21 protein-coding genes are annotated in these 25,299 nt (G+C 78.5%); 8 read left to right on the top strand and 13 right to left on the bottom strand.

Going from position 1 to position 25,299, the window contains the following annotated elements; translation table 11 throughout:
- Nucleotides 1–60: 60 nt before the first annotated feature.
- Nucleotides 61–792, bottom strand: a complete 732-nt coding sequence (lipB, locus tag D5H78_RS06740; RefSeq protein WP_119949653.1) for a lipoyl(octanoyl) transferase LipB — start codon at nt 790–792, stop codon at nt 61–63.
- On the opposite strand from lipB, the gene D5H78_RS06735 reads away from it, so the two are divergent.
- Nucleotides 791–1,819, top strand: a complete 1,029-nt coding sequence (locus D5H78_RS06735; RefSeq protein WP_119949652.1) for a Gfo/Idh/MocA family oxidoreductase — start codon at nt 791–793, stop codon at nt 1,817–1,819. The genes lipB and D5H78_RS06735 overlap by 2 nt on opposite strands.
- Nucleotides 1,820–1,852: 33 nt before the next feature.
- A complete protein-coding gene (locus D5H78_RS06730; RefSeq protein ID WP_119949651.1) occupies nt 1,853–3,736 on the top strand; it encodes an ABC transporter ATP-binding protein in 1,884 nt (627 codons plus the stop codon).
- A gap of 2 nt (nt 3,737–3,738) precedes the next feature.
- On the opposite strand, the gene D5H78_RS06725 is transcribed toward D5H78_RS06730, so the two are convergent.
- A complete protein-coding gene (locus D5H78_RS06725; RefSeq protein WP_119949650.1) occupies nt 3,739–4,122 on the bottom strand; it encodes a VOC family protein in 384 nt (127 codons plus the stop codon).
- A 77-nt stretch (nt 4,123–4,199) separates the two neighbouring features.
- On the opposite strand from D5H78_RS06725, the gene D5H78_RS06720 reads away from it, so the two are divergent.
- Nucleotides 4,200–4,790, top strand: a complete 591-nt coding sequence (locus D5H78_RS06720; protein ID WP_119949649.1) for a hypothetical protein — start codon at nt 4,200–4,202, stop codon at nt 4,788–4,790.
- Between the two features lie 36 nt (nt 4,791–4,826).
- Here D5H78_RS06720 and D5H78_RS06715 read toward each other — a convergent pair whose 3' ends face one another.
- Together D5H78_RS06715 and D5H78_RS06710 are read right to left on the bottom strand one after the other, a co-directional pair.
- Complete coding sequence (locus tag D5H78_RS06715) at nt 4,827–5,549, bottom strand: Type 1 glutamine amidotransferase-like domain-containing protein (RefSeq protein WP_119949648.1); 723 nt, start codon at nt 5,547–5,549, stop codon at nt 4,827–4,829.
- A gap of 73 nt (nt 5,550–5,622) precedes the next feature.
- Nucleotides 5,623–6,828 carry an NAD(P)/FAD-dependent oxidoreductase gene (locus D5H78_RS06710; RefSeq protein WP_281268669.1) on the bottom strand — a complete coding sequence of 402 codons (1,206 nt, stop codon included), beginning with the start codon at nt 6,826–6,828 and terminating at the stop codon, nt 5,623–5,625.
- A gap of 106 nt (nt 6,829–6,934) precedes the next feature.
- On the opposite strand from D5H78_RS06710, the gene D5H78_RS06705 reads away from it, so the two are divergent.
- Nucleotides 6,935–8,740 carry a serine/threonine-protein kinase gene (locus tag D5H78_RS06705; protein ID WP_165865630.1) on the top strand — a complete coding sequence of 602 codons (1,806 nt, stop codon included), beginning with the start codon at nt 6,935–6,937 and terminating at the stop codon, nt 8,738–8,740.
- A 9-nt stretch (nt 8,741–8,749) separates the two neighbouring features.
- Here the strand turns inward: D5H78_RS06705 and D5H78_RS06700 are convergent, their stop codons facing one another.
- The 3 genes from D5H78_RS06700 to lpdA all read right to left on the bottom strand — a co-directional run bounded on the left by D5H78_RS06700 (nt 8,750) and on the right by lpdA (nt 13,189).
- The gene (locus tag D5H78_RS06700; RefSeq protein ID WP_119949645.1) at nt 8,750–9,658 is read right to left on the bottom strand and encodes a TIGR01777 family oxidoreductase; all 909 of its coding nucleotides are present in this window, start codon (nt 9,656–9,658) and stop codon (nt 8,750–8,752) included.
- Between the two features lie 150 nt (nt 9,659–9,808).
- On the bottom strand, nt 9,809–11,749 hold the full coding sequence (sucB, locus tag D5H78_RS06695; RefSeq protein WP_119949644.1) for a 2-oxoglutarate dehydrogenase, E2 component, dihydrolipoamide succinyltransferase: 1,941 nt from the start codon (nt 11,747–11,749) through the stop codon (nt 9,809–9,811).
- 63 nt (nt 11,750–11,812) lie between these two features.
- The gene (lpdA, locus tag D5H78_RS06690) at nt 11,813–13,189 is read right to left on the bottom strand and encodes a dihydrolipoyl dehydrogenase (protein ID WP_119949643.1); all 1,377 of its coding nucleotides are present in this window, start codon (nt 13,187–13,189) and stop codon (nt 11,813–11,815) included.
- Between the two features lie 214 nt (nt 13,190–13,403).
- Here lpdA and D5H78_RS06685 point away from each other — a divergent pair, with 214 nt between their 5' ends.
- Nucleotides 13,404–13,748 carry an oxidoreductase gene (locus D5H78_RS06685; protein WP_119949642.1) on the top strand — a complete coding sequence of 115 codons (345 nt, stop codon included), beginning with the start codon at nt 13,404–13,406 and terminating at the stop codon, nt 13,746–13,748.
- Between the two features lie 56 nt (nt 13,749–13,804).
- Nucleotides 13,805–16,645 carry a LuxR C-terminal-related transcriptional regulator gene (locus D5H78_RS06680; RefSeq protein ID WP_165865629.1) on the top strand — a complete coding sequence of 947 codons (2,841 nt, stop codon included), beginning with the start codon at nt 13,805–13,807 and terminating at the stop codon, nt 16,643–16,645.
- Here D5H78_RS06680 and D5H78_RS06675 read toward each other — a convergent pair.
- From D5H78_RS06675 to D5H78_RS06665, 3 genes are all read right to left on the bottom strand, one after another.
- Nucleotides 16,543–17,130, bottom strand: a complete 588-nt coding sequence (locus D5H78_RS06675) for a calcium-binding protein (RefSeq protein ID WP_133412011.1) — start codon at nt 17,128–17,130, stop codon at nt 16,543–16,545. The genes D5H78_RS06680 and D5H78_RS06675 overlap by 103 nt on opposite strands.
- An 83-nt stretch (nt 17,131–17,213) precedes the next feature.
- Nucleotides 17,214–18,146, bottom strand: a complete 933-nt coding sequence (locus D5H78_RS06670) for a hypothetical protein (RefSeq protein WP_119949639.1) — start codon at nt 18,144–18,146, stop codon at nt 17,214–17,216.
- A gap of 137 nt (nt 18,147–18,283) precedes the next feature.
- Nucleotides 18,284–19,801, bottom strand: a complete 1,518-nt coding sequence (locus D5H78_RS06665; protein ID WP_119949638.1) for a leucyl aminopeptidase — start codon at nt 19,799–19,801, stop codon at nt 18,284–18,286.
- Between the two features lie 25 nt (nt 19,802–19,826).
- Between D5H78_RS06665 and gcvT the strand changes: the two genes are divergently transcribed.
- Both gcvT and D5H78_RS06655 read left to right on the top strand, forming a co-directional pair.
- Nucleotides 19,827–20,924 (top strand): glycine cleavage system aminomethyltransferase GcvT, encoded by a 1,098-nt coding sequence (gcvT, locus tag D5H78_RS06660; protein WP_218566318.1) that lies wholly within the window; start codon nt 19,827–19,829, stop codon nt 20,922–20,924.
- 31 nt (nt 20,925–20,955) lie between these two features.
- Entirely contained in the window at nt 20,956–22,341 is a 1,386-nt protein-coding gene (locus D5H78_RS06655) for an NAD(P)/FAD-dependent oxidoreductase (RefSeq protein ID WP_119949637.1), read from the top strand.
- Between the two features lie 45 nt (nt 22,342–22,386).
- Here D5H78_RS06655 and D5H78_RS06650 read toward each other — a convergent pair whose 3' ends face one another.
- From D5H78_RS06650 to cobT, 3 genes are read right to left on the bottom strand one after another with little or no spacing between them, the layout of a single operon-like run.
- A complete protein-coding gene (locus D5H78_RS06650; RefSeq protein ID WP_119949636.1) occupies nt 22,387–23,382 on the bottom strand; it encodes an iron-siderophore ABC transporter substrate-binding protein in 996 nt (331 codons plus the stop codon).
- A 47-nt stretch (nt 23,383–23,429) separates the two neighbouring features.
- On the bottom strand, nt 23,430–24,221 hold the full coding sequence (locus tag D5H78_RS06645) for an adenosylcobinamide-GDP ribazoletransferase (protein ID WP_119949635.1): 792 nt from the start codon (nt 24,219–24,221) through the stop codon (nt 23,430–23,432).
- Entirely contained in the window at nt 24,218–25,258 is a 1,041-nt protein-coding gene (cobT, locus tag D5H78_RS06640; protein ID WP_342782431.1) for a nicotinate-nucleotide--dimethylbenzimidazole phosphoribosyltransferase, read from the bottom strand. Before cobT ends, D5H78_RS06645 begins: the two co-directional genes overlap by 4 nt.
- Nucleotides 25,259–25,299 lie beyond the last annotated feature (41 nt).

Below are 25,299 nucleotides of genomic sequence, written 5' to 3'. Positions count from 1 at the left end.
TGCTCGGGTGCGGGGTCGCCGCCCGGCCAGCCTACGTCGGCCGCGCGCGACCCGTCGTGCTCAGGCGGCGGCCGCGGTGCGGACCTCGGACGGGGCCGCGCCGAGCACGTCGGCCAGGTGCCGCTCGACGAGCGGGACCACCTCGGCCACCGCCACGTCGCGGCCGAGCTCGCGCGAGAGCGACGTCACCGACGCGTCGGTGATCCCGCACGGCACGATCCGGTCGAACCACGACAGGTCGGGGTCGGCGTTGAGCGCGAAGCCGTGCATCGCGACGCCGCGCGAGACGCGGATGCCGATGGCGGCGACCTTGCGGTCCTGCTCGCCGTCGCGGCCCAGCACCCAGACGCCGCTGCGGTCCTCGACCCGGGCCGTCGCGACGCCGAGGTCGGCGCAGGTGCGGATGAGCGCCTCCTCGACCCGCCGCACGTGGGCGACGACGTCCACCGGGTCGGGCAGGCGCACCAGCGGGTAGCCGACGAGCTGCCCGGGCCCGTGCCAGGTGATGCGCCCGCCGCGGTCGACGTCGACGACCGGCGTGCCGTCCGTCGGGCGCTCCCAGGAGTTGGTGCGCCGCCCCGCCGTGTAGACCGGCGGGTGCTCGAGCAGCAGCACGGTGTCCGGCACCCGGCCCGCCACCCGCTCGGCGTGCAGCCGGCGCTGCTCGGCCCACGCCGCCTCGTACTCGACCAGCCCCGCGTGCACGTAGACGAGCTCAGCCACGGGACCGACCCTACGCCGCCCCACCGACCGGCGGACCCGTCGGAGCCTGCCCCTAGCCTCTGCGGTCATGGGCACGGGCGCGCTGAGGGTGGGACTGGCCGGCTACGGGTCGGCGGGGCGGACGATCCACGGGCCGCTGCTGACCGCGGTCGGGGGGCTCGAGGTCGCCGTCGTCGTCACCTCCGACGCCGCCCGCGCGGCCGCCGCGCGCGAGGAGCACCCCGGCTGCGCGGTGGTGGCGTCGTACGCCGACCTGCTCGCCCGGGCCGGTGAGCTCGACCTCGTCGTGCTGGCCACCCCGAACGCGGGGCACGTCGAGCAGGCGCGGGCGGCCCTCGAGGCGGGTCTCGCCGTCGTCGTCGACAAGCCGCTCGCGCTCGACGCGGCGTCCGCGCGCTCGCTGGTCGCCGCCGGCGGGCCGCTCACCGTGTTCCAGAACCGCCGGTGGGACCCGGTGCACACGACGCTGCGCCGGGTGCTCGCCGAGGGCGCCCTGGGCGAGGCTGTGCGCCACGAGGCGCGCTACGAGCGGTGGCGCCCGCAGCCCAAGGACCGCTGGCGCGAGGGCCTGACGAGCGAGCAGGGCGGCGGGCTGCTGCTCGACCTGCAGTCCCACCTCGTCGACGGCGCGCTGGACCTCTTCGGGCCGGTGGAGCAGGTCTTCGCCGAGCTGGCGTCGGTGACGACGGTCGGCGACGACGTGGCGTTCCTGGCCCTGCGGCACGCCTCGGGCGTGCGCAGCCACCTCGGCGCCACCTCGCTCGCCGGGGCGCCCGGCCCGCGCGTACGGGTCCTCGGGCGCGGGGGGACGTACGTCGCGGGCCCGATCGACAACGACGTGACGACGCTCGCGCCCACGTGGACCGACGACGCACCGGACCAGCGCGGCTGGCTCGTGCGCGGCGACGAGCGCGAGCCGGTGCGGGCCGAGCCCGCGCGGTGGGAGGAGTTCTACGAGGCCGTCGTGCGCTGGGTCCGGGGCGAGGGCCCGGCGCCCGTCGACCCGGCCGACGCCGTGGCCACGCTCGAGGTGCTGGACGCCGCGCGGCGCTCGGCGCGCGAGGGCGTGGTGGTGCCGATCCGGCACAGCAGTTGACCTGAAGCGCGCTGCAGCTCCTAGCGTCGCCCCATGAGCATGGAGATGACGGCGTGGAACGCGCTCTACCAGGCGATGCACGCGCAGTCCGAGCGCCGTCCCTTCTCCCGGGCGACGGTCGCGCGCATCTGGGCGTTCGCCCGCCCGCACCGGCGCGCGCTCGCCGCGTTCGTGGCCCTGAGCGTCGTCCTCGCGGTGCTCGCCGTGGCGACCCCCGTGCTCGCCGGTCGCGTCGTCGACGCCCTGGTCCAGGACCGCGAGACCTCGCGCGTGGTGTCGCTGGCCGTGCTCATCGCGGTCATCGCCGTGGTCGAGGCGGGGCTGGGCATCGTCGCGAGGGGGCTCTCCGCGAGCATCGGCGAGGGGCTCATCCTCGACCTGCGCACCGCGGTGTTCGACCACGTCCAGCGCATGCCGGTGGCCTTCTTCACCCGCACCCGCACCGGCGCCCTGGTCAGCCGGCTCAACAACGACGTCATCGGCGCGCAGCGCGCCTTCAGCGACACGCTGTCCGGGGTCGTCGGCAACCTCGTGATGCTCGTGCTGACCCTCGTCGTCATGGTCGGGATCTCGTGGCAGGTCACGCTGCTCGCGATGCTGCTGCTGCCGGTGTTCGTCGTGCCGGCGCGCCGGATGGGCCACCGGCTCGCGGCGCTCACCCAGGAGGCGGCCGAGCACGACGCCGCCATGGGCACGCAGATGACCGAGCGCTTCTCCGCGCCCGGCGCGACCCTCGTGAAGCTCTACGGCCGCCCCGAGCGCGAGTCCGCGGAGTTCGCCGCCCGCGCCCGGCGGGTGCGCGACATCGGGGTGCGCACCGCGCTGGTGCAGTGGGTCTTCGTCACCGCGCTGACGCTCGTGTCCGCGCTGGCCCTCGCCCTGGTGTACGGCCTGGGCGGCGCCTTCGCGCTGCGCGGCAGCCTGGACCCGGGGTCGGTGGTCGCGCTGGCGCTGCTGCTCACCCGGCTCTACGCACCGCTCACGGCGCTGGCGAACGCCCGTGTCGAGGTGATGAGCGCCCTGGTGAGCTTCGACCGCGTCTTCGAGGTGCTCGACCTGCAGCCGCTGGTGGCGGAGCGGTCCGGCGCGGTCCGGGTGCCCGACGGGCCGGTGGCGGTCGAGGTCGAGCACGTGTCGTTCGCCTACCCCTCGGCGGACAAGGTCTCGCTCGCGAGCCTCGAGGAGGTGGCGGCGCTGGACACCCGCGGCGGGGAGCCGGTCCTGCACGACGTCTCGTTCCGCGCCGAGCCGGGGCAGCTCGTCGCGCTGGTGGGCACCTCCGGGGCCGGCAAGTCGACCATCGCGCAGCTGCTCGCCCGGCTCTACGACGTCGACGAGGGGGCGGTGCGCCTCGGCGGCGTCGACGTGCGCGACCTCACCGCGGCCTCGGTGCGCGAGACCCTCGGGATGGTGACGCAGGACGGGCACCTGTTCCACGAGAGCGTGCGCGAGAACCTCCTGCTGGCCCGGCCCGAGGCGAGCGAGGAGGAGCTCTGGGACGCGCTGCGCCGCGCGCGGGTCGCCGACCTCGTCGCGTCGCTGCCCGACGGCCTCGAGACGGTGGTGGGGGAGCGCGGCTACCGGCTCTCCGGCGGTGAGCGCCAGCGCCTCACGATCGCCCGGCTCCTGCTCGCGCACCCCCGGGTGGTGGTGCTCGACGAGGCGACGGCGCACCTGGACTCGACGTCGGAGGCGGCGGTGCAGGAGGCGCTGGGGGAGGCGCTCGCCGGGCGCACCTCCGTCGTCATCGCGCACCGGCTCTCGACGATCCGCTCCGCGGACCTCATCCTCGTGGTCGAGGGCGGGCGGATCGTCGAGCGCGGCCGGCACGAGGAGCTGCTGGCCCTCGGCGGGCGGTACGCCGAGCTGCACCGCACGCAGTTCGCGCAGGAGCCGGGGGCGCCGGCGCCGGCGTGAGGTCAGGCGGCCGCGGCCCAGTCCACGAGCTGCACGACGACGCCGTTGGGGTCCTGCACCTGGAAGGCGCGCTCCCCCCACTCCTCGACGGTGAGCGGCATGGTGATCGCCACCCCCTCGGCCTGGAGGCGGGCCAGCTCGCCCTCGAGGTCCTCGACCTCGAAGGCGAGGATCAGCCCGCCCGAGACCGGGACGCGCTGGGCCTCGGGGAGCGTCGGCATGCCCTCGACGAGGAGCACGACGTGCACGCCGACGTCGTCGCGGGTCAAGGAGGCGAAGCCGTCGGCGGCCATCGCCTCGCGGAAGCCGAAGTGCTCCTGCAGGAACCGGCTCGAGGCGGAGGGGTCGCGGACGGTCAGCGAGACGGCGGTGCCGGTGACGCGCACGGGCTGCTCCTGTCGTGGGGTGGACCACCACGGTACTCCGTACAACGTACGACGTCCAGGGCGCGCAGACTGGGCCCGTGGCGGTCGACGGGTCCGGGCGGGCGGGCGAGGTGCTCGCCGGGGGGCCGGCGCCGCGGCGGGCCCGCCCGCTGCGGCGGGCCCTGGCGCTCGCGCTGGCGCTGGCCGCGGTCCTGCTGCTGTGGGCGGACCGCCGGCACGAGCAGGGCGAGGCGCGCGACCTGCTCGCCGCCGTGGCCGAGGCCGAGGGGACCGCGGACTGGGCCGGCGCCCGCGTCGCCGCCGCGGTGCAGTACGCCTCCCCGAAGGTCCAGCTCTCCTCGACGCCCCCGCGCGTGCGGCGCAGCCTCGCCGGCATCGTCGAGGACGCCGCGGCGGAGGCGGCCGCGGCGCTGCGGGCCGACGCCGGCGGGGTGCGCGCGCTGGCGGTGCTGCCGTGGCACGCCGGTGCGCGCGAGGCGCGCGAGGCCTACGCCCGGCACCTCGAGGAGCGCGCGCGGCGGTGGGACGCGCTCGCGCGCGACGCGCTGCGCGCGCTGCCCCCGGACGAGGCCACCCGCTCCTCGGCTGCGAGGGCGCGCGACGCGCTGGTCGCGGTGGCCGGCGAGGACGCGGTGGCCGCGGCGCTCGGGCCGCGCCGCCCCGCGTAGGCGCCGGAGGCCGGACGCCCGGCCGGAGCGCCGGGCCTAGCGGGTCGGCCCGAGCCGGCGCGGCTCGATGCGGGTCTCCACGGCGCGCCCGTCCGGCCCGCGCTCGACGCGGTACGCCGCCACGCCCGGGCGGTCGCTGACCGCCTCGACCAGCTCGGTGCCCTCGTAGACGAGACCCACGCCGTCGTCCGTCGCGTACGACAGCGGCAGGGTGCCGTCGGACACGAGCCGGTGCAGCAGCGGTCGGCGCTGCTCCTCGCTGTCGTAGTGCACCCCGTTGCCGTACGGCAGCAGGGCCAGCCCGTCGGTCACCGGGCGCAGGTCGGGCCCGAACGAGTCCGTGGTGCCGCCGACGTGCCAGCACAGCGACCCGGCCGAGACGCCGCCGAGCACGACGCCCGCCTCCCAGGCCGCGCGCATCGCCCGGTCGACCCCGTGCAGCCGCCACAGGGCGAGCAGGCCCGCGACCGACCCGCCGCCCACCCACACCACGTGCTGGCCGAGCAGGTGCTCCTGCACGTCGGGCACGCTCGGCATCGGCAGCAGGTCGAGGACGCTCACCTCGACGCCGGTGCCGGCGAAGGCCTTGTGCACCTCCGCGGCCATCCACGCCTGGTCGCCGAGGGCCGTGCCGACGTAGCACAGGCGCGGGCGGGACGGGCTCCCCGCGAGGTCGAGCGCGTGCTGCAGCAGCGGCCCGACCGCCAGGCGGCTGCGCTCGCCGGGGACGAAGCCCCCGGACGTGGCGAGGATCCTCACGGACGGCCTCCGGGGCTCGGGGTGGTCGGGGTCGTGCGGGCGGGCGGGGCGGGCGTCGTCCTCGCGGCCGGGCTCACAGGCCGAGGTCCTGCAGCACGGCGGCCGCGGCGCGGCGGCCCGAGACGAGGGCCCCCTGCTGCGACGCGGTGTCGCGGTGGTCACCCGCGACGTAGAGCCCCTCGCGCACCCGGACCGGCCGCGCGACCTCGAGGGGCGGGTCCATGGCGGGCAGGGCCCACGGCACGGCGTAGGTGCCGACCAGCTCCCAGGCGCGGGTGTCGCAGCCGTACACGGTGGACAGCTGCGCGCGGACCACCCGCTCGGTGGCCGCGTCGTCGTGCGCGCCCAGCACGCTCGTGCTGACGAGGTGGCCGCGGCCGCCCGCGTAGGCCGGGACGACGTTGCTGATGACCGAGGTGTTGACCACCGGACCGTCGCCGCTGCCGTCCACGTGCAGCGCCGCCAGGTCGCTCGGCGGCTCCGGGGCCAGGTGGTAGAGCGTCGTCAGCGCGTGCGGACGCGGCGCGGGGACCCCCGTCAGCCGCTCCGCGGACGCCGGGTCGGTGGCGACGACGACCGCCCGGGCCGCCAGGTCGCCCACGTCGTCCACGCGGCGGCCCAGCTCCACGCTGCCGTCGGGGAGCCCCTCGGCGAGCTGGCGGGGGACCGCCCCCATGCCGGCGGCGGGCAGGCTCGGCGTGCCGCGCACGAAGCTGCGCAGCACGAGGTCGGCGAAGCGGCGCGACGTCGCCAGGCCCGCCTCGCCGAACGTGCCGGAGAGGAAGGGGCGCACGACGCGCTCGACGACCGGGCCGCGCACGCCTGCCCGCGACAGGGCCAGGCGCAGCGTCGCGTCGGGCTCGGCGAGCTGCGCCCGCACCGGGCGCCGGGCCGCGCGCAGCGCGTACGCCGCGAAGCGCGCCTTCGCGAGCGGGGACCCCACCGGGGCGAGGGCGCTGGACAGCGCCCAGGAGGGCTGGCGCAGCGGGTCGGCGAGGCGGTGCCGCCGCCCGCGCAGCGCGACGACCACGCCCGCGACGTACGGCCGCAGGTCCAGCGCCTCGTGGTCGAGCATGCGCTGGCCCTCGGGGTAGCCGGGGTTGTAGAGCTGGAAGCCGCGGTCGAGGAGCAGGCCGTCCACGGCGTCGGTGCGCACCCGGCCGCCGACGCCGTCGGAGGCCTCGAGCACGCGCACCGCCAGCCCCGCGGCGACGAGGTGGCGGGCCGCCGCCAGCCCGGCGAGCCCTGCTCCCACCACGACGACGTCGGTCCCCGGCACAGCCGCGAACCTACCGCGCGGGCCCGGCGCCCGCCCGCCGCCGTGCACGGGGGGACCTGTGGACAGCCGCCGACGCGGTCCGCCGCGCCGCGCCATGCTGCCGCCCGTGCAGGGACGAGCGCCCGCGGTGCCGGGCTACGAGGTGCTGCGCCCGCTGGGCGCAGGGGGTACGGGCGAGGTCTGGCTCGCGCAGGACGCGGCGACGGGGGAGCGGGTCGCGCTCAAGCGCGTGCAGCCCGCGCTCGACGGCCCCGCCGCGCGGGCGCGGGTGCGCCGCGAGGCCGCGGTGCTGGCCGGGCTCGAGCACGAGCACCTCGTGCGCCTGCACGCCCTGCACACGCTGCCCGAGGGGCTCGTGCTGGTCCTGGGGCACGCCGGCGGGGGGACGCTGGCCGACCTGGTGCGCCGGCGGGGGCCGCTCGGGCCGGGCAAGGTGGTGACCGTCGCCGCGCCGGTGGCCCAGGCCCTCGCCCACGTGCACGCCCACGGGGTCGTGCACGGCGACGTGGCCCCGGGGAACCTGCTCCTCACCGACGACGGGCGCCCCCTGCTCGCCGACCTGGGCCTCGCCCGGTTGCTCGGGGAGCAGGGCGAGGTGCACGGGACGGAGGGCTTCACCGACCCGGCCGTCGTGGCGGGGGCCGAGCCGACGGCCGCCGCCGACGTGCACGCGCTCGCCGCGGTGTGCCGGTGGGCGCTCGGGGGCGCCCTCGACGCGGCGCCCGACGCGCTGCGCGCCGTCCTCGAGCGCGCGCTCGACCCGGACCCGTCCGCCCGTCCGCACGCCGGGGACCTCGCCCGTGCCCTTTTCGACGCCTGCCCGCCGGAGCCGGTGCGGCTGCCCGCCCGTGCGGCGGGTGCAGGGGAGGCGCCGGAGGGAGCGCGGGTGCCCGCGGACCCGAGTCGTGCAGCGCCCGACGGCGCGCCTGCAGCGGGCGGGGAGCCGGGGGGCGCGGGGCTGGGCGCCCCGCGCCCGCCCGGATCCCTGGCGGCGCTGCTGCGCGGGCCCGGTCCAGCGGCCGCTGCCGCGCCCGGTGCGGCCCCGGAGGGCGGGGCGGGCCGCCGCTGGCCGGCGCCGGGTGGGGGCCCGACGCCGGTCGGGGCCGACCTGCTCGCGGGGCTGCGCGCCCGCGGCCCGGCGCCCGGCAGCGCGTCCGCGGGCGAGCCCGTCACCCGCCGGGTGCGCCCGGCGGCGCCGACCGCGCCGGTCGAGGACCCGCCCGCCGGGCGCTTCCCGGGACGCGCGCTCGCCGCGGCGCTCGCGGGCGCGGTCTGCGTGGGCCTGGTGGCCGGCGGGGTCGTGCTCCACCGCGCCCAGGGCGGTCCCGCGGGCGCCGGCCCGGCAGCGGGTGCGGCGGCTGCGGCGGAGGTGCCCGCGGCGACCCCGGCGGCGACCCCGTCGGCGACCCCGGCGGCGACCCCGGCGGCGACAACGCCCACGAGCCCGAGATCGACCCCGCCGGGCAGGCCGGCGGAGCGGTCCGCGGCGGCCGCTGCCGCCGGCACGGACTGGGCCGCCGTGCTGCAGGACCTCTACGCGCGCAGGTCCGCGGCCTTCGCGGCGGCGTCGGAGGTCGCGCTGCGCGACGTCTACGCGCCGGGGTCGCCCGACCTGGCCGAGGGGGAGCAGCAGCTGGCGGCCCTGCGCGGTGCGGGCGTCGTCGCACCGGACGTGCGCCTGCGGGTGCTCTCGGCCGAGCCGGTGCCCGCGGGAGAGGCAGCCGCAGAGGCAGCCGCGGGTCGTCGGGGCGGGGTCGTGCTCGACGTGGTCGACGCGCTCGCGCCGTGGACGCTCACCGACGACGCGGGCACCCCGCTGGGGCGGCGGGAGGGGCGCGCGGCGCAGCGGGTCCGCGTCGAGCTGGTGCCCGGCGGGACCGGCTGGCTCATCGCCCGGACGGAGCGGGCGTGACCGGCCGGCTCATCGCCCGGACGGAACGGGCGTGACCGCCGCGCGCAGCCCGTCCTCGAGGTTGGGGTGGCGCCAGGCGAAGCCCGCGCCCTCGAGCGCGCGGGGCATCACCCGCTGGCTGCCGAGCACGTCGCCGCTGAACTCGCCGAGCGCCACGCGCAGCGCGAGCGCGGGCACCGGCAGCACGGCCGGGCGGTGCACGACGCGCCCCAGGGCCCGGGTGACCTCGGCGTTGGTGGCCGGCGCCGGCGCGGTGAGGTTCACCGGCCCGGAGAGCCGGTCGTCCTCGAGGAGGGCCCGCAGGGCGCGCACCTCGTCCTCGAGCGTGATCCAGCTCCAGTACTGCCGCCCGGAGCCGAGGCGCCCGCCGAGCCCCAGCCGGAAGAGGGGGAGCATGCGGGCCAGCGCGCCGCCGCTGCGGTCCAGGACGAGGCCGGTGCGCGCGTGGACCACCCGGATGCCCGCGGCCTCGGCGGGCTTCGTCGCGGCCTCCCAGTCCACGCACACCTGGGCGAGGAAGTCGTCCCCCGCGGGCTCGCCCTCGGCGACCGCGCGGTCGCCGGTGTCGCCGTACCAGCCGATGGCCGAGCCGGACACCATGACGCGGGGGAGGGGGTCGAGCCGTGCGAGGGCCTCGGCGACCACCCAGGTGCCGTCCACGCGGCTCGAGCGGATGGTGCGCTTGTACGACGCCGTCCACCGGTGGTCGCCGACGCCCGCGCCGGCGAGGTGCACGAGCCCGTCGAGCCCGGCCAGCGGTGCGAGGTCGACCTCGGAGCGCTCGGGGTCCCAGCGCACCTCGTCCGCGGCGCCCGGCGCGCGGCGGACCAGCCGCAGCACCTCGTGCCCGTCGGCGCGCAGCGAGCGCACGAGCGCGGAGCCGATGAGGCCCGACGCCCCGGTGACGGCGACCTTCACGCGGCGACCTCCAGGACGTCCACGACGACCCCGGGGACGCGGTGCGGACCGACCTCCGGGACGGCCCGCGGGGGTGCGGGCACCGGCCCATCCTGGCCGGGGTGCGCGCGGGGCGCACCCCGGCCGGGGACGGGGACGGTGGTGCGGGGGTCAGAGGCCGAGGTCGGCCTCGAACGCCCCCGCCTCGAGGCGCTGCTTCATCGTCGTGAGGAAGCGCGCCGCGTCGGCGCCGTCGACGAGCCGGTGGTCGTACGACAGCGCGAGGTACATCATGTGCCGCACGGCGATCGTCTCACCCAGCTCCGGGTGGTCGATCACGACCGGGCGCTTGACGAGCGCGCCGGTGCCGAGGATCGCCACCTGCGGCTGGTTGATGATCGGGGTGTCGAAGAGCGCGCCCCGGCTGCCCGTGTTGGTCAGCGTGAACGTGCCGCCGCTCATCTCGTCCGGCGTGATCTTGTTGTCCCGCGTGCGGGCCGCGAGGTCCGCGATCTTGCGGGCGAGGCCGCCGATGTTGAGGTCGCCGGCGTCCTTGACGACCGGGACGAGCAGGCCCCGCTCGGTGTCCACCGCGACCGCGAGGTTCTCCTGGCCGTGGTAGACGATCGTGTCGCCCTCGATGCTGGCGTTGACCTTGGGGTGGGCCTTGAGGGCCTCCACCGCGGCCTTGGCCAGGAACGGCAGGTACGACAGCTTGACGCCCTCGCGCGCCTCGAAGTCGCGCTTGGCCCGGGCGCGCAGCTGCGCGACGCGGGTGAGGTCGACCTCGACGACGCTGGTGAGCTGCGCCGAGACCTGCAGCGACTCGACCATGCGCGTGGCGATGACCTTGCGCAGGCGCGACATCTTCTCGCTGGTGCCGCGCAGCGGCGACACCGCCGGCGCGGCGGGCGCCGCCTGGGAGCCGCCGGCCGTGGCGGGCGCGGCGGGCGCGGCGGGGGCCGCCTGCTGCGCCGCGGCGGGAGCGGCCGGGGCCGGCGCCTTCGCCTTCTCGGCCGCCTCGAGGACGTCCTGCTTGCGGATGCGCCCGCCGACCCCGGTGCCCTGCACCGACGCCAGGTCGACGCCGTGCTCCGCCGCCAGCTTGCGCACCAGCGGGGTGACGTAGGGGGAGACCCCCTCCGGGGCGGGGGTGCCCGCCACCGCGCCGGTGCCCGTCGGGGCCTGCGCGCCGCCGCCCTGCCCCTCGCGCGACTCCGCCGGGGCGTACTCCCCGGTCGGCTGCGTGCTCGCCTGCGCCGGCGTGGCCGCCGGGACCGTCGGCTGCGGCTCCTCGGTGACCGGGGGGACCTGCTGGGGCTGCTGCTGGGGGGCCTGCTGCTGGGGGGCCTGCTGCTGCGGGGCCTGCTGCTGCGGGGCCGCGGCGACGACCTGGGGCTGCTCGCGCTGCTCCTGCTGGGGGGCCTGCTGCGCAGGGGCGCCGCCCTGCGCCGACGGGTCCCCGACCACGGCGAGCTCGGCGCCCACCGGGACCGTCTCGTCCTCGCCCACGCTGATCGCGAGCACGGTGCCGGCGACGGGGGAGGGGATCTCCGTGTCGACCTTGTCGGTCGAGACCTCCAGCAGGGGCTCGTCGACCTCGACGGTCTCGCCGACCTGCTTGAGCCAGCGGGTCACGGTGCCCTCGGAGACGCTCTCGCCGAGCGCCGGCATCGTCACCGGCACGCCCTGCGGGGCGCCGCCGCCCTGCGACCCGCCCGCGGGCGCCTGCTGCTCCGGCTGGGCCTGCTCCTGCCGGGGCGCGGGCGGCTCGTACGAGGCCTGCGCGGGCGCGGGGTCGGCGTCCTGCTGGGGGGCGTCGGCCTGCGTCGCCGCCGCCGACGCCTCGGCGGGCTGCCCGCCGCCGCCCCCGGCCGCGTCGCCGATGACCGCGAGCTCGGCGCCCACGTCGACGGTCTCGTCCTCGCCGACGACGATGCGCTGCAGCACGCCCGCCGCGGGCGAGGGGATCTCGGTGTCGACCTTGTCGGTGGAGACCTCGAGCAGCGGCTCGTCGACCTCGACCTGGTCACCCTCCTTCTTGAGCCAGCGGGTGACCGTGCCCTCGGAGACGCTCTCCCCGAGCGCAGGCATGGTTACCGAGAACGACATGTGCTCTCCTGTCTGCTTCGACCGTGGGCCGGGTCTGGCGGCGTGCTGGGGTGCGGCGCGCGCTCAGCCGTGGGCGTGGAGCGGCTTGCCGGCGAGGGCGAGGTGCGCCTCGCCCAGCGCCTCGTTCTGCGTCGGGTGGGCGTGGACGAGCTGCGCGACCTCCGCGGGGAAGGCCTCCCAGTTGTAGATGAGCTGGGCCTCGCCGACCTGCTCGCCCATGCGCGAGCCGACCATGTGCACGCCCACGACCGGGCCGTCCTTCTGCCGCACGAGCTTGACGAAGCCGGTGGTCTTGAGGATCTGGCTGCGGCCGTTGCCGCCGAGGTCGTACTGCAGCGACTCGACGCCGTCGTCGCCGTAGGCCGCCTTGGCCTGCGCCTCGGTGAGGCCGATGGAGGCGATCTCCGGGTCGCAGTAGGTCACCCGCGGGATGCCGCGCTCGTCGATGACCGCGGGGGAGAGCCCGGCGATCTCCTCGGCGACGAAGATGCCCTGCTGGAAGCCGCGGTGCGCGAGCTGCAGGCCCGGCACGATGTCGCCGACGGCGAAGACGCCCTCGACGTTCGTGCGCAGCCGCTCGTCGGTGAGGACGAAGCCGCGGTCCATGCCGACGCCGACCTCCTCGTACCCCATGCCGCTGGCGTTGGGCCCGCGCCCGACCGCGACGAGCATGAGGTCGGCCTCGAACGCCTTGCCGTCCTCGAGGGACACCTTCACCCCGTCGGCGGTGCGCTCCACGCCGGAGAACCGCACGCCGGTGCTGAACTTGATGCCGCGCTTGCGGAAGGCGCGCTCGAGCGCCTTGGAGCAGGCCTCGTCCTCGGAGGGCACGAGCCGCGGCAGGGCCTCGACGATCGTGACGTCGACGCCGAAGGAGCGCCACGCGCTGGCGAACTCCACGCCGATGACGCCGCCGCCGAGCACGACGACCGAGCGCGGCACGTCGCCGAGCTGCAGGGCGTGCTCGCTGGCGATCACGCGCTCGCCGTCCAGCTCGAGCCCGGGCAGGGTGCGCGAGGAGGAGCCGGTCGCCAGGACGACGTGCCGGCCCTGCAGGCGCTGCCCGTCGACCTCGACCGCGTCCTTGGCGACGAGCCGGCCGGTGCCCTCGACGTAGGTGATGCTGCGGCTCTTCACCAGGCCCTGCAGGCCCTTGTAGAGGCGCGCGACGACCCCGTCCTTGTACTTGTTGACGCCGGCCATGTCGATGGACTCGAACGAGGCGCGCACGCCGAACTGCTCGCTCTCGCGGGCCGAGTCCGCGACCTCGCCGGCGTGCAGCAGCGCCTTGGTCGGGATGCAGCCCCGGTGCAGGCACGTGCCGCCGAGCTTGTCCTTCTCGACGAGCGCGACCGACAGGCCGAGCTGGGCGGCCCGCAGGGCGCAGGCGTACCCGCCGCTGCCGCCGCCGAGGATGACGACGTCGTACACGTCCGCCACGTGAGGCTCCTCCGCAGTCGTTCCTCACGGCCGCTGCGGTGGCAGCGCCGTGCCGCCCGTCATCCTCGCACCCGTACGGGTGGCGCGGGGACCCGGGGCGCGCCGTCCCGGCGCGATCGGCCGCGGCGGCGCCCGTCCTCGCCTACGGTGCCGCCCAGGAGCACCCAGGCGACCCGCGGCCGGCGCGGGCGGTGCGCGGGCGCGGAGGTTCGTCGTGGGGCTGTTCGACCGGGTGCGGCGGGGCCGGCGCCAGGCGCCGGGGACGACCCGCTCGGCGGGGTCGGGCGACCGCGCGCACCTCGTGGAGTGGGCGCGGGCCCGCACCGGCGTCGAGGCCTTCGTCGAGCCCCCGACCACCGTCACCGCGACCACCGTGGTGCTCGTCGCGTCCACGGGCGAGTGGACCCGCCGCCGCTGCCCCGACGCGCGCGCGGCGCACGACCTGGCGCACGAGCTCGGCATCCCGAGCTACGACGCGGCCGTGGTGGGCTACCCGCGGCGCATGCGGGAGTGGAACGCGCGGGTGGCCGCGGAGCAGCGGCGGGCGCGCGAGGGCTGAGCCCGGCTGCGGCCGACCCGCTGACGGCGGGCGCCGGCGGTGCCATGCTCGCGGCCGTGGGACCCGCCACGGGGGACTGGCCCCTCCTCGGCCGCGACGCGGAGCGCCGCCGCTGCGAGGCGGCCCTGCGCGGCGACGGCGCGGCCGTCGTGCTGACCGGCGAGGCGGGCGCGGGCAAGACCCGCCTGGCCCGGGAGGTGGCGGCCGGCCTGGAGGCCGACGGGTACGCGGTCCTGCGCGCCGTCGCGACGCGGGCCGCGTCGGGCATCCCGTTCGGCGCGCTCGCCGGCCTGCTGCCGCCGGCGGAGGCCGACGCGGACGTGCTCGCCCTGCTGCAGCGCACCCGCGCGGCCTTCGACGCCCGCGCCGGCGGGCGCCCGGTCCTGCTCCTCGTCGACGACGCCCACGCGCTCGACGCCGGGTCCGCGACCCTGGTCCTGCAGCTCGTGCTCGCCCGCGCCCTGCGGCTCGTGGTCACCGTGCGGTCCGGTGAGCGGGCACCCGACGCCGTCGCGGCCCTCGACAAGGACGCGGGGGCGCTGCGGGTGGAGGTCGGCGCGCTCGGCGAGGACGCCGTGCGCGAGGTCCTGGAGGCGGCCCTGGGGCCGCCGGTGCTGCCCGCGGCGGTGCGCCGCCTCTGGCAGCTCTCGCGCGGCAACCCGCTCCTGCTGCGCGAGCTCGTGCGCGAGGAGCTCGAGGCGGGCCGGCTCGAGCGCGGCTCCGGCGCCTGGGCGCTGCGCCCCGGCCTGCGCCCCGGCCGGCGGCTCACCGAGGTCGTCCGCGCCCGGCTCGGCGCGCTGACGCCCGAGCAAGCCCACGCCGTCGAGCTGCTCGCCGTCGGCGGCCCGCTGGGGCTCGGCCTCCTCGAGGGGCTCGTGCCCGTCGCGGCCCTCGACGACCTCGAGGAGCGCGGCCTCGTCGAGGTCGCCCTCGACGGGCGGCGCACCACCGTGGCGCTGGGCCACCCGCTCTACGCCGAGGCGGTCGCCGGCGCCCTGCCGCTGCTGCGGCGCCGGCGCCGGCACGGCGAGCTCGCCGACGCCCTCGCGCGCACCCGCGCCCGGCGCCGGGAGGACCGCCTGCGCGCGGCGTCGTGGCAGCTGGAGGGCGACCGCCCGCCGGCGCCGGGGGCGCTGGCCGAGGCGGCCGAGGAGGCGCGCCGCCGCTTCGACCTGGGCCTGGCCGAGCGCCTGGCCCGCGCCGCCCTCGGCGCCGGGCCGCACGTGGCGGCCGGCGTCGTCCTCGCTGAGGTGCTCTTCTACACCGGACGGCCCGAGGAGGCCGCCGACCTGCTGGCCGGGCTGGCGCCGGCGGCGCGCACGGACGAGGAGGTCGCCTCCGTCGCGGACACGCGCGCGCACGTCCTCAACCTCCTGCGCCGCGACGAGGAGGCGTGGCAGGTCCTGCACGACGCGGCGGGGCGGCTCGTCGACCCCGACCGGCGGCGCGACACGGCCTCGCGCGGCGCCCTGCTGCACCTGCTCGCCGGGCGCCTCGGCGCGGCGCTCGAGGAGGCCGACGAGGTCGGCGGGCAGGCGCGGCCGGGCGAGGGCGGGCCGGAGGGCGCGCCGGCGCCGGACCGCGCCGGGATGCGCGCCGCGTACGCCGCGACGACGGCGCTGGCCAGCCTCGGGCGCGCCGCGGAGTGCCTCGAGCGGGCCGAGGCGGCCCGGCGGGCCGGCGAGGGCCGTCGCGTCCTGCCGGTGCCGGAGGTGTTCCTGTTCCCCCAGGCGTCGGCGCTCGTGTACGCCGGCCGCCCCGGGGCCGCCCTCGACCTCCTCGGGCGCACCGAGGCGGCCTTCCTCGCCGCCGGCGACCCGGAGGGCGTCGGCACGTCGGCGCTCATCGCCGGGCGGGCCGAGCTCGCCCGCGGCGACGCGGACGCGGCGCTGGCCCGGTTCCGGGCTGCGGCCGCCGCCTACCGCGGGCTCAACGACGAGGTGGCGCTGCGCTGGTGCCTCGGCGGCGTGGCGCTGGCGCTCGGCACCGCCGGCGACGCCGAGGCGGCCGCGACCGCCGCGCGGGAGGTCGCCGCCCTCACCGGTCCGCCAGCGGGGCTCTACGAGCCCGACCTCGTGCAGCGGGGGCTGGCCTGGGCGTGCGCCGCGGCCGGGGAGGCGTCGCGGGCGCGGGACCTCCTCGAGGGCGCGGCGTCGCTGGCCGCGGGCCTGGGGCAGGACGCCCCCGAGCTCGTCCTGCGCCACGACCTGCTGCGCCTCGGCGAGCCCGCCGCCGCCGCGCGGGTGCGCGACCTCGCGGGCCGCGTCGAGGGGGCGTTCGCGGCGGCCTGCGCCCTGCACGCCGCCGCCCTCGGCGGCGACGAGCCGCGCGCCTGGGCGGGCGCGGCCGAGGCGTTCGCCGCGGCCGAGGCGCCCCTGGAGGGCGCGGAGGCGGCGCTGGCCGGGCTGCGGCACCTCGCGGGCCGCGGGGAGGGTCGGCGCGCGTCCGCGCTCGCCCGCCTGGGGCAGGAGCTGCTCGCCCGCTGCCGGGGTGCGGGCACCCCGGGCCTGCAGGCGCCGGCGCCGGCGGGCCCCGCCCTCACCGCGCGCGAGCTCGAGGTGGCGCGCCTCGCCGCGCGCGGGCTGGCCAACGCGGACATCGCCGCCCGGCTCGTCCTGTCGCGGCGCACGGTCGAGAACCACCTGCAGCGCGCGTTCGTCAAGCTGGGCGTCACCCGGCGCGAGGACCTCGCGCACGCGCTCGGCCCGCGGGCCCCGCGGTCGTCGCCGCCGGGCCCGCGGGCCGCTGGCGCCGCCGGTGCTGCTCGGGCCGCTGGACCCGCGGGTGCAGCCGCTCAGGACTCGCAGCCCGAGCGGGTGTCGCCCGCGTCGCTCGTGCAGGCGTCCGCGCCCCCGCCGCCGAGGACGGTGTCGCCGCCGGCCCCGTCGAGGCCGTAGACCCGGTCGGCGCCGTCGCCGCCCTCGCCGCGGTCGGTCCCGGCGTCGCCGCCGGTGCTGTCGTCGTAGAGGTAGAGCTCGTCCGCGCCGCTGCCGCCCTGCAGGACGTCGCGGCCGGTGCCGCCGTAGAGGTAGTCGCCGTCGCCCTCGCCGAGGACGCGGTCGTTGCCGCCCCCGCCGCGGACCAGGTCGCTGCCGCCGCCGGCGCAGATGGTGTCGTCCCCGCCGCGGCCGTCGACGTAGTCGGCGCCGCCGAGGGCCACGATGACGTCCTTGCCGCTCGTGCCGACGAGGTCGTCGTAGCCGGCCGTGCCGACGATCGTCGCCTTCTTGCCGGCGCAGGTCGGCGTGCCGGCGCCGGCCGGTCCGGCCGCGAGCGCCGCGACGGGCAGGGCGAGGGCCGCCACGAGGGTCACGGCCCGGGTGGTGCGGGTCCGGCTGCGGAGGTCGCCGGGGGTGCGGGTGGTCGAGGTGCGGGTGCGCACGGTCGTGCTCCTGTCGGTGTCGTGGACGAGGTGGTGGGGGGCGCGGGAGCGCCGGGTGGTGCTCGCGGGCGGCGCGCCGTGCCTCACGGCGCGGCGCAGACGGCACGGGTCGTGAGCGACCAGCCGTCGGGGGTGCCGGCCCAGGTCTCCGCGGCCCAGCCGCGGGCCTTCGTCCCGCTGCTGAGCGGGCGGAAGCCGGCGAGGACGACCTCACCCGCGGGGCCGTCGACCTGCGCGGAGGCGCTGAGGACGACGGTGCCCGCCGGGCAGGTGGCGGTGCGCTCCTTCGAGGTGCTCGAGGACACCGGCGAGGAGCTCGTGACGAGCGCCTGCCCCGGCAGCGGCGCGGCGCAGATCGCGTACGCGCCGGCGTACCAGCTCTCCGCCGACCCGGTCGGCGGCTCGGCGGCGACCGCCACGACCCCGGCCAGCTGGGGCAGCGGCGTGACCTCGTCGAGGCCGGCGACCCCGGCGGTGCCGTTCACCTGGCCGCCGCCGCCGACGAGCTTGGTGCCGCTGGGGCAGGAGGCCGTCACCGAGCGCGTCGCGGCCGACGTGAGCGTCGACTCCCGCACGACGAGCACCTGCCCCGGCAGGGGCGCGGCGCACTGCGCGGTGAGGTAGACGTTCCAGGCCGCGCCCGTGCCGGGGCCGACCTCGGCCGCCACGACCCCCGCCATCTGCAGGCTGGGCGTGGGCTTCACCTCGTCGAGCACGACCCGCCCGGCCGGGCCGGTGTGCGAGGCGCCGACGCCGATGACCTTCGTGCCGGCGGGGCAGGTGACGCTCAGCTGCTTGACGGCGGAGGAGTCGTACGCGCTCGCCGCCGTGGCGACCGTCCGCCCCGGTACGGCCGCCTGCGCGGCCGCGGCGCCGAGCCCGGGCACGGCCTGCGCGCCGGGCAGGGCCGGCAGGGCGCCGAGGGCGGCGGCGGCGCAGCCGGCGAGGGCGGCGCGGCGCAGCGCGGGAGAGCGGGGTCGGTCGAGGGTCGGGTGACGGGTGGTGCGGGTGGCCATGCTCGGTCCTTCGGTCCTGGGGCTGCCGCCGGCGGCGTGTCCCGCCGGCAGCACCCACTGGACCACCGGGGGCGCACCCCGGTCGTGAGTAGACCGTGCTCAAGTGCGCGCGGGCCGCGGCCCGCGCTGCTCAGCCGTCAGACCGCGACGGCCCCGCTCGCGAGGTCCTCGGCGAGCGCGACGAGCGTGCGCACCGCCGCGCCGGTGCCGCCCTTCGGCGTGTAGCCGAACGGCTCGCCGTCGTTCCAGGCAGGGCCCGCGATGTCGAGGTGCGCCCAGGGGATGCCCTCGCCGACGAACTCCTGCAGGAAGAGCCCCGCGACGAGCATGCCGCCGTACCGGTCGCCCATGTTGGCGATGTCGGCGACCTGCGAGTCCATGGACCGGCGCAGCTCCGGCGGCAGCGGCATCGGCCACATGGCCTCGCCGGCGCGGGTCGCGACGCCGTGCAGCGCCTCGCGCAGGCCGTCGCGGTTGCTCATGATCGCCGCGGTACGGCTGCCGAGGGCGACGAGCTGCGCGCCGGTGAGCGTCGCGGCGTCGACGATGAGGTCGGGGGACTCGCTGCTGGCGTCCACGATGGCGTCGGCGAGCACGAGGCGACCCTCGGCGTCGGTGTTCAGCACCTCGACGGTCGTGCCGCCGCGCATGGTCAGCACGTCGGAGGGGCGCTGGGCGGTGCCCGACGGCATGTTCTCGGCGATCGGCATCCAGCCGGTGACGTCGACGGCGGGGCCGAGGTCCGCGACGGCCGCCATCGTGGCGAGCACGGCCGCGGCGCCGCCCATGTCGGACTTCATCCACTCCATCGACTGCGGCGGCTTGAGCGACAGGCCGCCGGAGTCGAAGGTGATGCCCTTGCCGACGATCGCGAGGTGGACCTGCGCCTCGGGGTGCCGGTAGGCGAGGCGCACCAGCCGCGGCGGGTTGGCCGAGCCCTGCCCGACGCCGAGGATGCCGCCGTACCTCCCCCGCTTGAGCGCGCGCTCGTCGAGGACGGTGACCTCGAGGGCGCGGCCCTCGGCCACGCGCTGCGCCTCGGCGGCCAGGGCCGCCGGCGGCAGGTCGGACGGCGGGGCGTTGACGAGGTCGCGGCACAGGTGCACGGCCGCGGCGAGCGCGGTGGCCCGCTCGACCGCCTGGCGCGCGGCGCGCTCGCGGGCGACGGGCGTGACGAGGGTGACCGCCTCCACCGGCGGCTTGTGCCGCTCGAGCGAGGCCGTGCGGTAGCGCAGGTAGGCGTAGCCCCCCAGGAGCGCGCCCTCGGCGACGGCCGCGACGGCGCCGGCGTCCTCGGCGGGCAGCGCCAGCCCGACGCGCGCGGTGCCGGCCAGCTCGCGGACCGCGGCGCCGGCCGCGCGGCGCAGGGCCTCGGGGTCGTACGACCCCCCGCGGCCCGGCGCCGCCCCGAGGCCGACGGCGACGAGCACCGGGGCCCGCAGCGCGCCCAGCGACGCGGTGCGCACCACCTCGCCGGCGGCGCCGGTGGCGCCGAGCGCGGGCAGGACCTTGGCGAGGCCGCCGGGGAAGGCGCCCTCGACGTCGGCCGAGCCCGGCGCGAGCACGGGCCCGCGCGGTCCCTCGGCGACGCCGACGACGACGGCGTCGACCCGCAGGCCCGCGGCGGAGGAGCTGGTGAGCGTCAGGCTGGTCACGGTGGGCGATGCTAGCGTCCGGGTCGTGACGGACCCGGTGACGGACCTGCTGCGCTCGCCCCTGCACGACCGGCACGTCGCGCTCGGCGCCCGCACCGGCGACTTCGGCGGCTGGGAGATGCCGATCCAGTACGCGGGCGTCGTCGAGGAGCACACCGCGGTGCGCGAGGGCGTCGGCGTCTTCGACGTGAGCCACCTCGGCAAGGCCGACGTCCGCGGCCCGGGGGCCGTCGCGTTCCTGGACCGCTGCCTCACCGGCGCGCTGGGCGGGGTCCCGGCCGGCCGGGCGCAGTACACCCTCGCCTGCGACGACGCGTCCGGCGGGGTCGTCGACGACCTCATCGCGTACGTCCGCTCGGACGAGGAGGTCTTCCTCGTGCCGAACGCGGCCAACACCGCGGGCCTGCTCGCGCGGCTGCGCGCTGCGGCCCCCGCCGGCGTCGACGTCGTCGACCGGCACCGCGACTTCGCGGTCCTCGCGGTGCAGGGCCCGCGCGCGGACGAGGTGCTGACCGCGCTCGGGCTGCCGCACGGGCACGGCTACATGTCGTTCCAGGACGCGGGGTGGAGCGGCGCCGCCGTCACCGTCTGCCGCACGGGCTACACCGGCGAGCGCGGGTACGAGCTCGTCACCCCGGTCGAGGCCGCCGCGGCGCTGTGGGACGCGGTGCTGGCCTCGGTCGAGGGGGTGCGCCCGTGCGGGCTCGGCGCCCGCGACACGCTGCGCACCGAGATGGGCTACCCGCTGCACGGGCAGGACCTGACCCTGGGCACCACGCCCGTGCAGGCCGGCGCCTCCTGGGCCGTGGGCTGGGACAAGCCCGCCTTCTGGGGCCGCGAGGTGCTGCTCGCCGAGCGCGCGGCCGGCCCGGGGCGCCGGCTGCGCGGCCTGGCCGCCCTCGACCGGGGCATCCCGCGCCCGGGCATGGCCGTCACCCGCGACGGCGCCGAGGTCGGCTCCGTCACGAGCGGCACCTTCTCGCCGACGCTCAAGCAGGGCATCGGGCTGGCCCTGCTCGACGCCGCGGTGGGCCTCGACGACGAGGTGGCGGTCGACGTGCGGGGCCGCACCTCGCGCTTCCGCGTCGTCAAGCCGCCCTTCGTGCCCTCGCACGTGCGCTGACCCCGCCCGCGGGGCGCGGCGGCGCGGCAGGATGCGGCGGGTGGACCCCCTGCGCGCCCTCGCCGACGCCGAGCCCGCCGTCCTCTGGCTGGACCGCCCCGACCGGCCGGACCCCGCGCCGGCCCTCGTGGGCGACGCCCGCTGCGACCTCGCCGTCGTCGGCGGCGGCTTCTCCGGGCTCTGGACCGCCCTGCTCGCCAAGGAGCGCGACCCGGCCCGCGACGTCGTCCTGCTCGAGGGGCACGAGGTGGCGTGGGCGGCGTCCGGGCGCAACGGCGGCTTCGTCGCCGACAGCCTGACCCACGGCTACCGCAACGGCGTCGAGCGCTTCGGCGAGGAGTACCCGCTGCTCGCCCGGCTCGGCCGGGAGAACCTCGACGGCCTCGAGGCGGACGTGCGCCGGCTGGGCATCGACTGCGGGTGGGAGCGCACCGGCCAGCTCGACGTCGCCGTCGCGCCGTGGCAGGAGCAGGGGCTGCGCGAGGACGCGGCCGCGCTCGACGACCCCGACGTCGTGCTGCTCGACCGCGACGCCGTGCGGGCCGAGGTGGACTCGCCCACGTACCTCGCCGGGCTGTGGGACCGCCGCGGCGCCGCGCTCGTCGACCCCGCCCGGCTGGCCTGGGGGCTGCGCCGGGCGTGCCTCGAGCGCGGGGTGCGCCTGCACGAGCGGACCCCCGTGACCGCCCTCGACGGGACGCTGCTGCGGACTCCGTACGGGACGTTGCGGGCGGAGCGCGTGGCGCTGGGCACCAACGCCTTCCCGTCGCTGCTGCGCCGGGCCCGCCCGTTCACCGTGCCGGTGTACGACTACGTGCTCGCGACCGAGCCGCTGGCCCCGCAGCAGCGCGCGGCGCTGGGCTGGCACCACCGGCAGGGCCTGGCCGACGCGGGCAACCAGTTCCACTACTACCGGCTGACGCCGGACGACCGGGTGCTGTGGGGCGGGTGGGACGCGGTCTACCGCTTCGGCGGGCGGGTCTCCGCGGACCACGACCACGACCACCGCACCTACGCCACGCTGGCGCGGCACTTCCGGGAGACGTTCCCGCAGCTGGAGGACGTGCGCTTCACCCACCGCTGGGGCGGGGCGATCGACACGTGCTCGCGCTTCAGCGCCTTCTTCGGCACCGCCGCGGGCGGGCGGGTCGCCTACTCCGCGGGCTACACCGGGCTGGGCGTCGGAGCGACCCGCTTCGGCGCGCAGGTGGTGCTCGACCTGCTCGCGGGGGAGCCCACCGAGCGCACCCGCCTCGGCATGGTCCGCCGCAAGCCGGTGCCGTTCCCGCCCGAGCCGCTGGCGTGGGCCGGCATCCAGCTCACCCGGCGCGCCCTGGCCCGCGCCGACCGCCGGGGCGGGCGGCGCGGGCCGTGGCTGCGGACGATGGACGCCCTCGGGCTCGGCTTCGACTCCTGAGGGGCGCCCCGGGGGCTCGCCCCGGGCACCCCGGCGGCGGGTGCCTCAGGCGAGCGCCTGCGCGAAGAGCGGCACCGCCTCCTCGACGGCGTACCGGATGCCGAGCGCGGACCCGCTGGAGAACGCGTTGACCAGCGCCGGGTCCTCCAGGACCACCAGGCGGCCCGCCTGCGCCGAGCCGATGCCCTGGAGCAGCTCGTCGCCGCGCAGCTCCTCGACGACGTCGCCGATGGGGAACACCACGCTCAGGTCGGCGTCGAGCACGTCCAGCCGCTCGCGCGCCACGTTGACGTAGAAGGAGCTGCCGTCGGCCAGCGCCTCGACCTCGGGGGAGTTGGTGAACCCGAGCTGCTCCATGAGGTCGACGCGCGAGTCGCCGCGGACGTACGCGCCGTACTGGCCGGCGAAGTAGGCGCCGACGGCGACCTCGGTGCCCTCGAACCCGGGGTGCGCCTCGCGCGCCTCGGCGATCGCGGCCTCGGTCTCCTCGGTGAGCTGCTCGCCCTCCTCGGTGCGGCCGAGGGCCTGCGCGACGAGGTCGACCTGCTGCTGCCAGGTCGTGCCGTACTCGATGACGCCCTCGGGCGGGCCGACGACCGGCGCGATCTGCGACAGGGCGTCGTAGCGCGCCTGGTCGCCGTCCTGGCGGGTGTCGAGGATGAGGTCCGGCTGCAGCGCCGCGACGGCCTCGGGGTCGAGGTCGGTCGTCGGGAGGATCTCCGGCGCCTCCTCGTAGAGGCCCTCGGCCCACGGGCCGACGCCCTCGCCGCCGAACCCGAGCCAGTCGGTGGCCCCGACGGGCTGGACGCCCAGCGCGAGCGCGGTCTCGGCGTCGGACCAGCCCAGCGCGACGACCCGCTGCGGCTCCTCCTCGACGGTGACGTCGCCGAAGGCGGTGGCGACCGTGACGGGGAAGCCGTCGGCACCGGCGGCCGCGGTGGCCTCGGCCTCCGGCTCCTCCGAGCCGGTGCTGCAGCCGGCGAGGGCCAGCAGGGCCGCCGCTGCGGCGGCGGTCGCCCGGAGGGCGAGGCGCAGGGTCATGCGGGGGTGCTCCGTCTCGTCGTCAGAGTAGGGAAGGCGACCCTAACCTACGGAGCGGCGACGACGGCGACGAGGGCCACGAGCGCGGCGCACTGGGCCGTCTCGACGCACGCGCCGAGCACGTCGCCCGTCGTCCCGCCGAGCCGGCGCACGCACCGGCGGAGCAGCACCAGCGCCGCGGCGGCGCCCGCGGCGGCGGCGGCGGCCCCGGCGAGGGCGCCGTGCAGGGCGCCGCCCGCGCCGGTCGCCGCGCCGGCGAGCGCGCCGGCCGCCGCGAGCGCCCCGGCGGTGCCCAGCGCGGCGGCGGCCGCCGCCGGACGCGGCACGGACCCGGCCACGAGCGCGCCCAGGCCGCCGGGCCGCGCCGCGGGCACCCCGGCGCGGCAGGCCAGCGGCAGGGCGAGGCGCCCCGCCGCGGGGGCGAGGGCGGCGAGGGGGCCCCAGCCGGCGGCGACGAGCTGGGCGAGGGCGGCCGCGTCGGCCAGGAGCACGAGCACGAGCACGACGACGCCGAAGGGACCGACGTCGGAGCGGCGCATGACCTCCAGCGCGCCCTCGGCGGGCCGCCCGCTGCCCAGGCCGTCGGCGGTGTCGGCCAGGCCGTCGAGGTGCAGCCCCCGCGTGAGCAGGGCGAGCCCGGCCATGCCGGCGACGGCGAGCAGCGCGGGACCCAGCCCGAGCAGCCCGAGGGCCGCCCCGCCCGCGAGCAGCGCCGCGCCGAGGGCGAGCCCCAGCGCCGGTGCCCAGAGCATGGCCGCGGCGGCGGTGCGCCGGTCGACCGGCGGCGCCCCTGCGGGGACGACGGTCAGCAGGCCGAGGGCCAGCCGGGCGCCCCTCACCCCGCCGCGGGGCCGGAGACCCCCGCCTCCTCGAACGTCGCCATCTCGGCGAGCGTCGCCTGCGCTGCGCGCAGCAGCGGCAGCGCCAGCAGCGCGCCGGTGCCCTCGCCGAGCCGCAGGCCCTGGTCGACGAGCGGCACCAGCGAGAGCCGGTCGAGCGCCTTGCGGTGCGCGGGCTCCGTCGACAGGTGCCCGGCCTGCCACCAGTCCACGGCCCGGTACGACACCCGCTGCCCGACGAGCGCCGCCGCGCCGCTGACGACCCCGTCGAGGAGCACCGGGGTGCGCCGGGCGGCGGCCTGCACGAGGAAGCCGGCCATCGCCGCGATGTCCGCCCCGCCGCCCGTCGCCAGCACCTGCACCGGGTCGCCCAGCACCGCGCGGGTGCGGCGCATCGCGTCGCGCACCGCGGCGCACTTCACCATCCACGTGCGGTCGTCGATGCCCGTGCCGCGGCCCATGACGGTGGCCGCGTCGTTGGCCGTGAGCACCCCCGTGAGCACCGCCGCGGGCGTGGTGTTGCCGATCCCCATGTCCCCGGGGACCAGCAGGTCCGCGCCGGCGTCGACCTCCTCGTCGGCGACCTGCATGCCGGCCCGGAAGGCGGCCTCCGCCTCGCCGCGGGTCAGGGCGTCCTCGACGTCGATGCGGCCCGAGCCGCGGCGCACCTTGTGCGCGGACACCTCGGGCGGCGTGTCCGCGTCGACGGCCATGTCCACCACGCGCACCGACGCGCCGAGGGTGCGGGCGAGGACGCTGACGGCCGCCGACCCGGCGAGGATCCCCGCCACCATCTGCGCGGTGACCTCGGGCGGGTACGCCGAGACGCCGGCCCGGGCGATGCCGTGGTCGCCGGCGAAGACGACGACGCGCACCCGCTCCAGCGGCCGCGGGGGGCTCGCGCCCTGGGCGCCGGCCAGCCAGACCGACAGCTCCTCCAGGCGCCCGAGCGCCCCCGCGGGCTTGATGAGCGCGCCCTGGCGCTCGCGGGCCGCGGTGCGCGCGCCCTCGTCCGGGCGCCGCACCGACTGGGACAGCCGGTCGAGGTCGACGAGGGCGGTGGCGCCGCCGGCGCCCT

Source organism: Vallicoccus soli (assembly GCF_003594885.1).
Classification (GTDB): Bacteria; Actinomycetota; Actinomycetes; order Motilibacterales; family Motilibacteraceae; genus Vallicoccus; species Vallicoccus soli.
Note: the sequence above shows the minus strand (reverse complement) of the source record. Positions and strands in the feature narration are given on the sequence as shown.

Excerpts from the sequence above, each read along its gene's own strand:
- D5H78_RS06735 (WP_119949652.1), top strand. The coding sequence starts at position 791 with ATGGGCACGGGCGCGCTGAGGGTGGGACTGGCCGGCTACGGGTCGGCG.
- lipB (WP_119949653.1), bottom strand. The coding sequence starts at position 792 with ATGACCGCAGAGGCTAGGGGCAGGCTCCGACGGGTCCGCCGGTCGGTG.
- D5H78_RS06730 (WP_119949651.1), top strand. The coding sequence starts at position 1,853 with ATGAGCATGGAGATGACGGCGTGGAACGCGCTCTACCAGGCGATGCAC.
- sucB (WP_119949644.1), bottom strand. The coding sequence starts at position 11,749 with ATGTCGTTCTCGGTAACCATGCCTGCGCTCGGGGAGAGCGTCTCCGAG.
- D5H78_RS06670 (WP_119949639.1), bottom strand. The coding sequence starts at position 18,146 with ATGGCCACCCGCACCACCCGTCACCCGACCCTCGACCGACCCCGCTCT.
- D5H78_RS06655 (WP_119949637.1), top strand. The coding sequence starts at position 20,956 with ATGCGGCGGGTGGACCCCCTGCGCGCCCTCGCCGACGCCGAGCCCGCC.
- D5H78_RS06650 (WP_119949636.1), bottom strand. The coding sequence starts at position 23,382 with ATGACCCTGCGCCTCGCCCTCCGGGCGACCGCCGCCGCAGCGGCGGCC.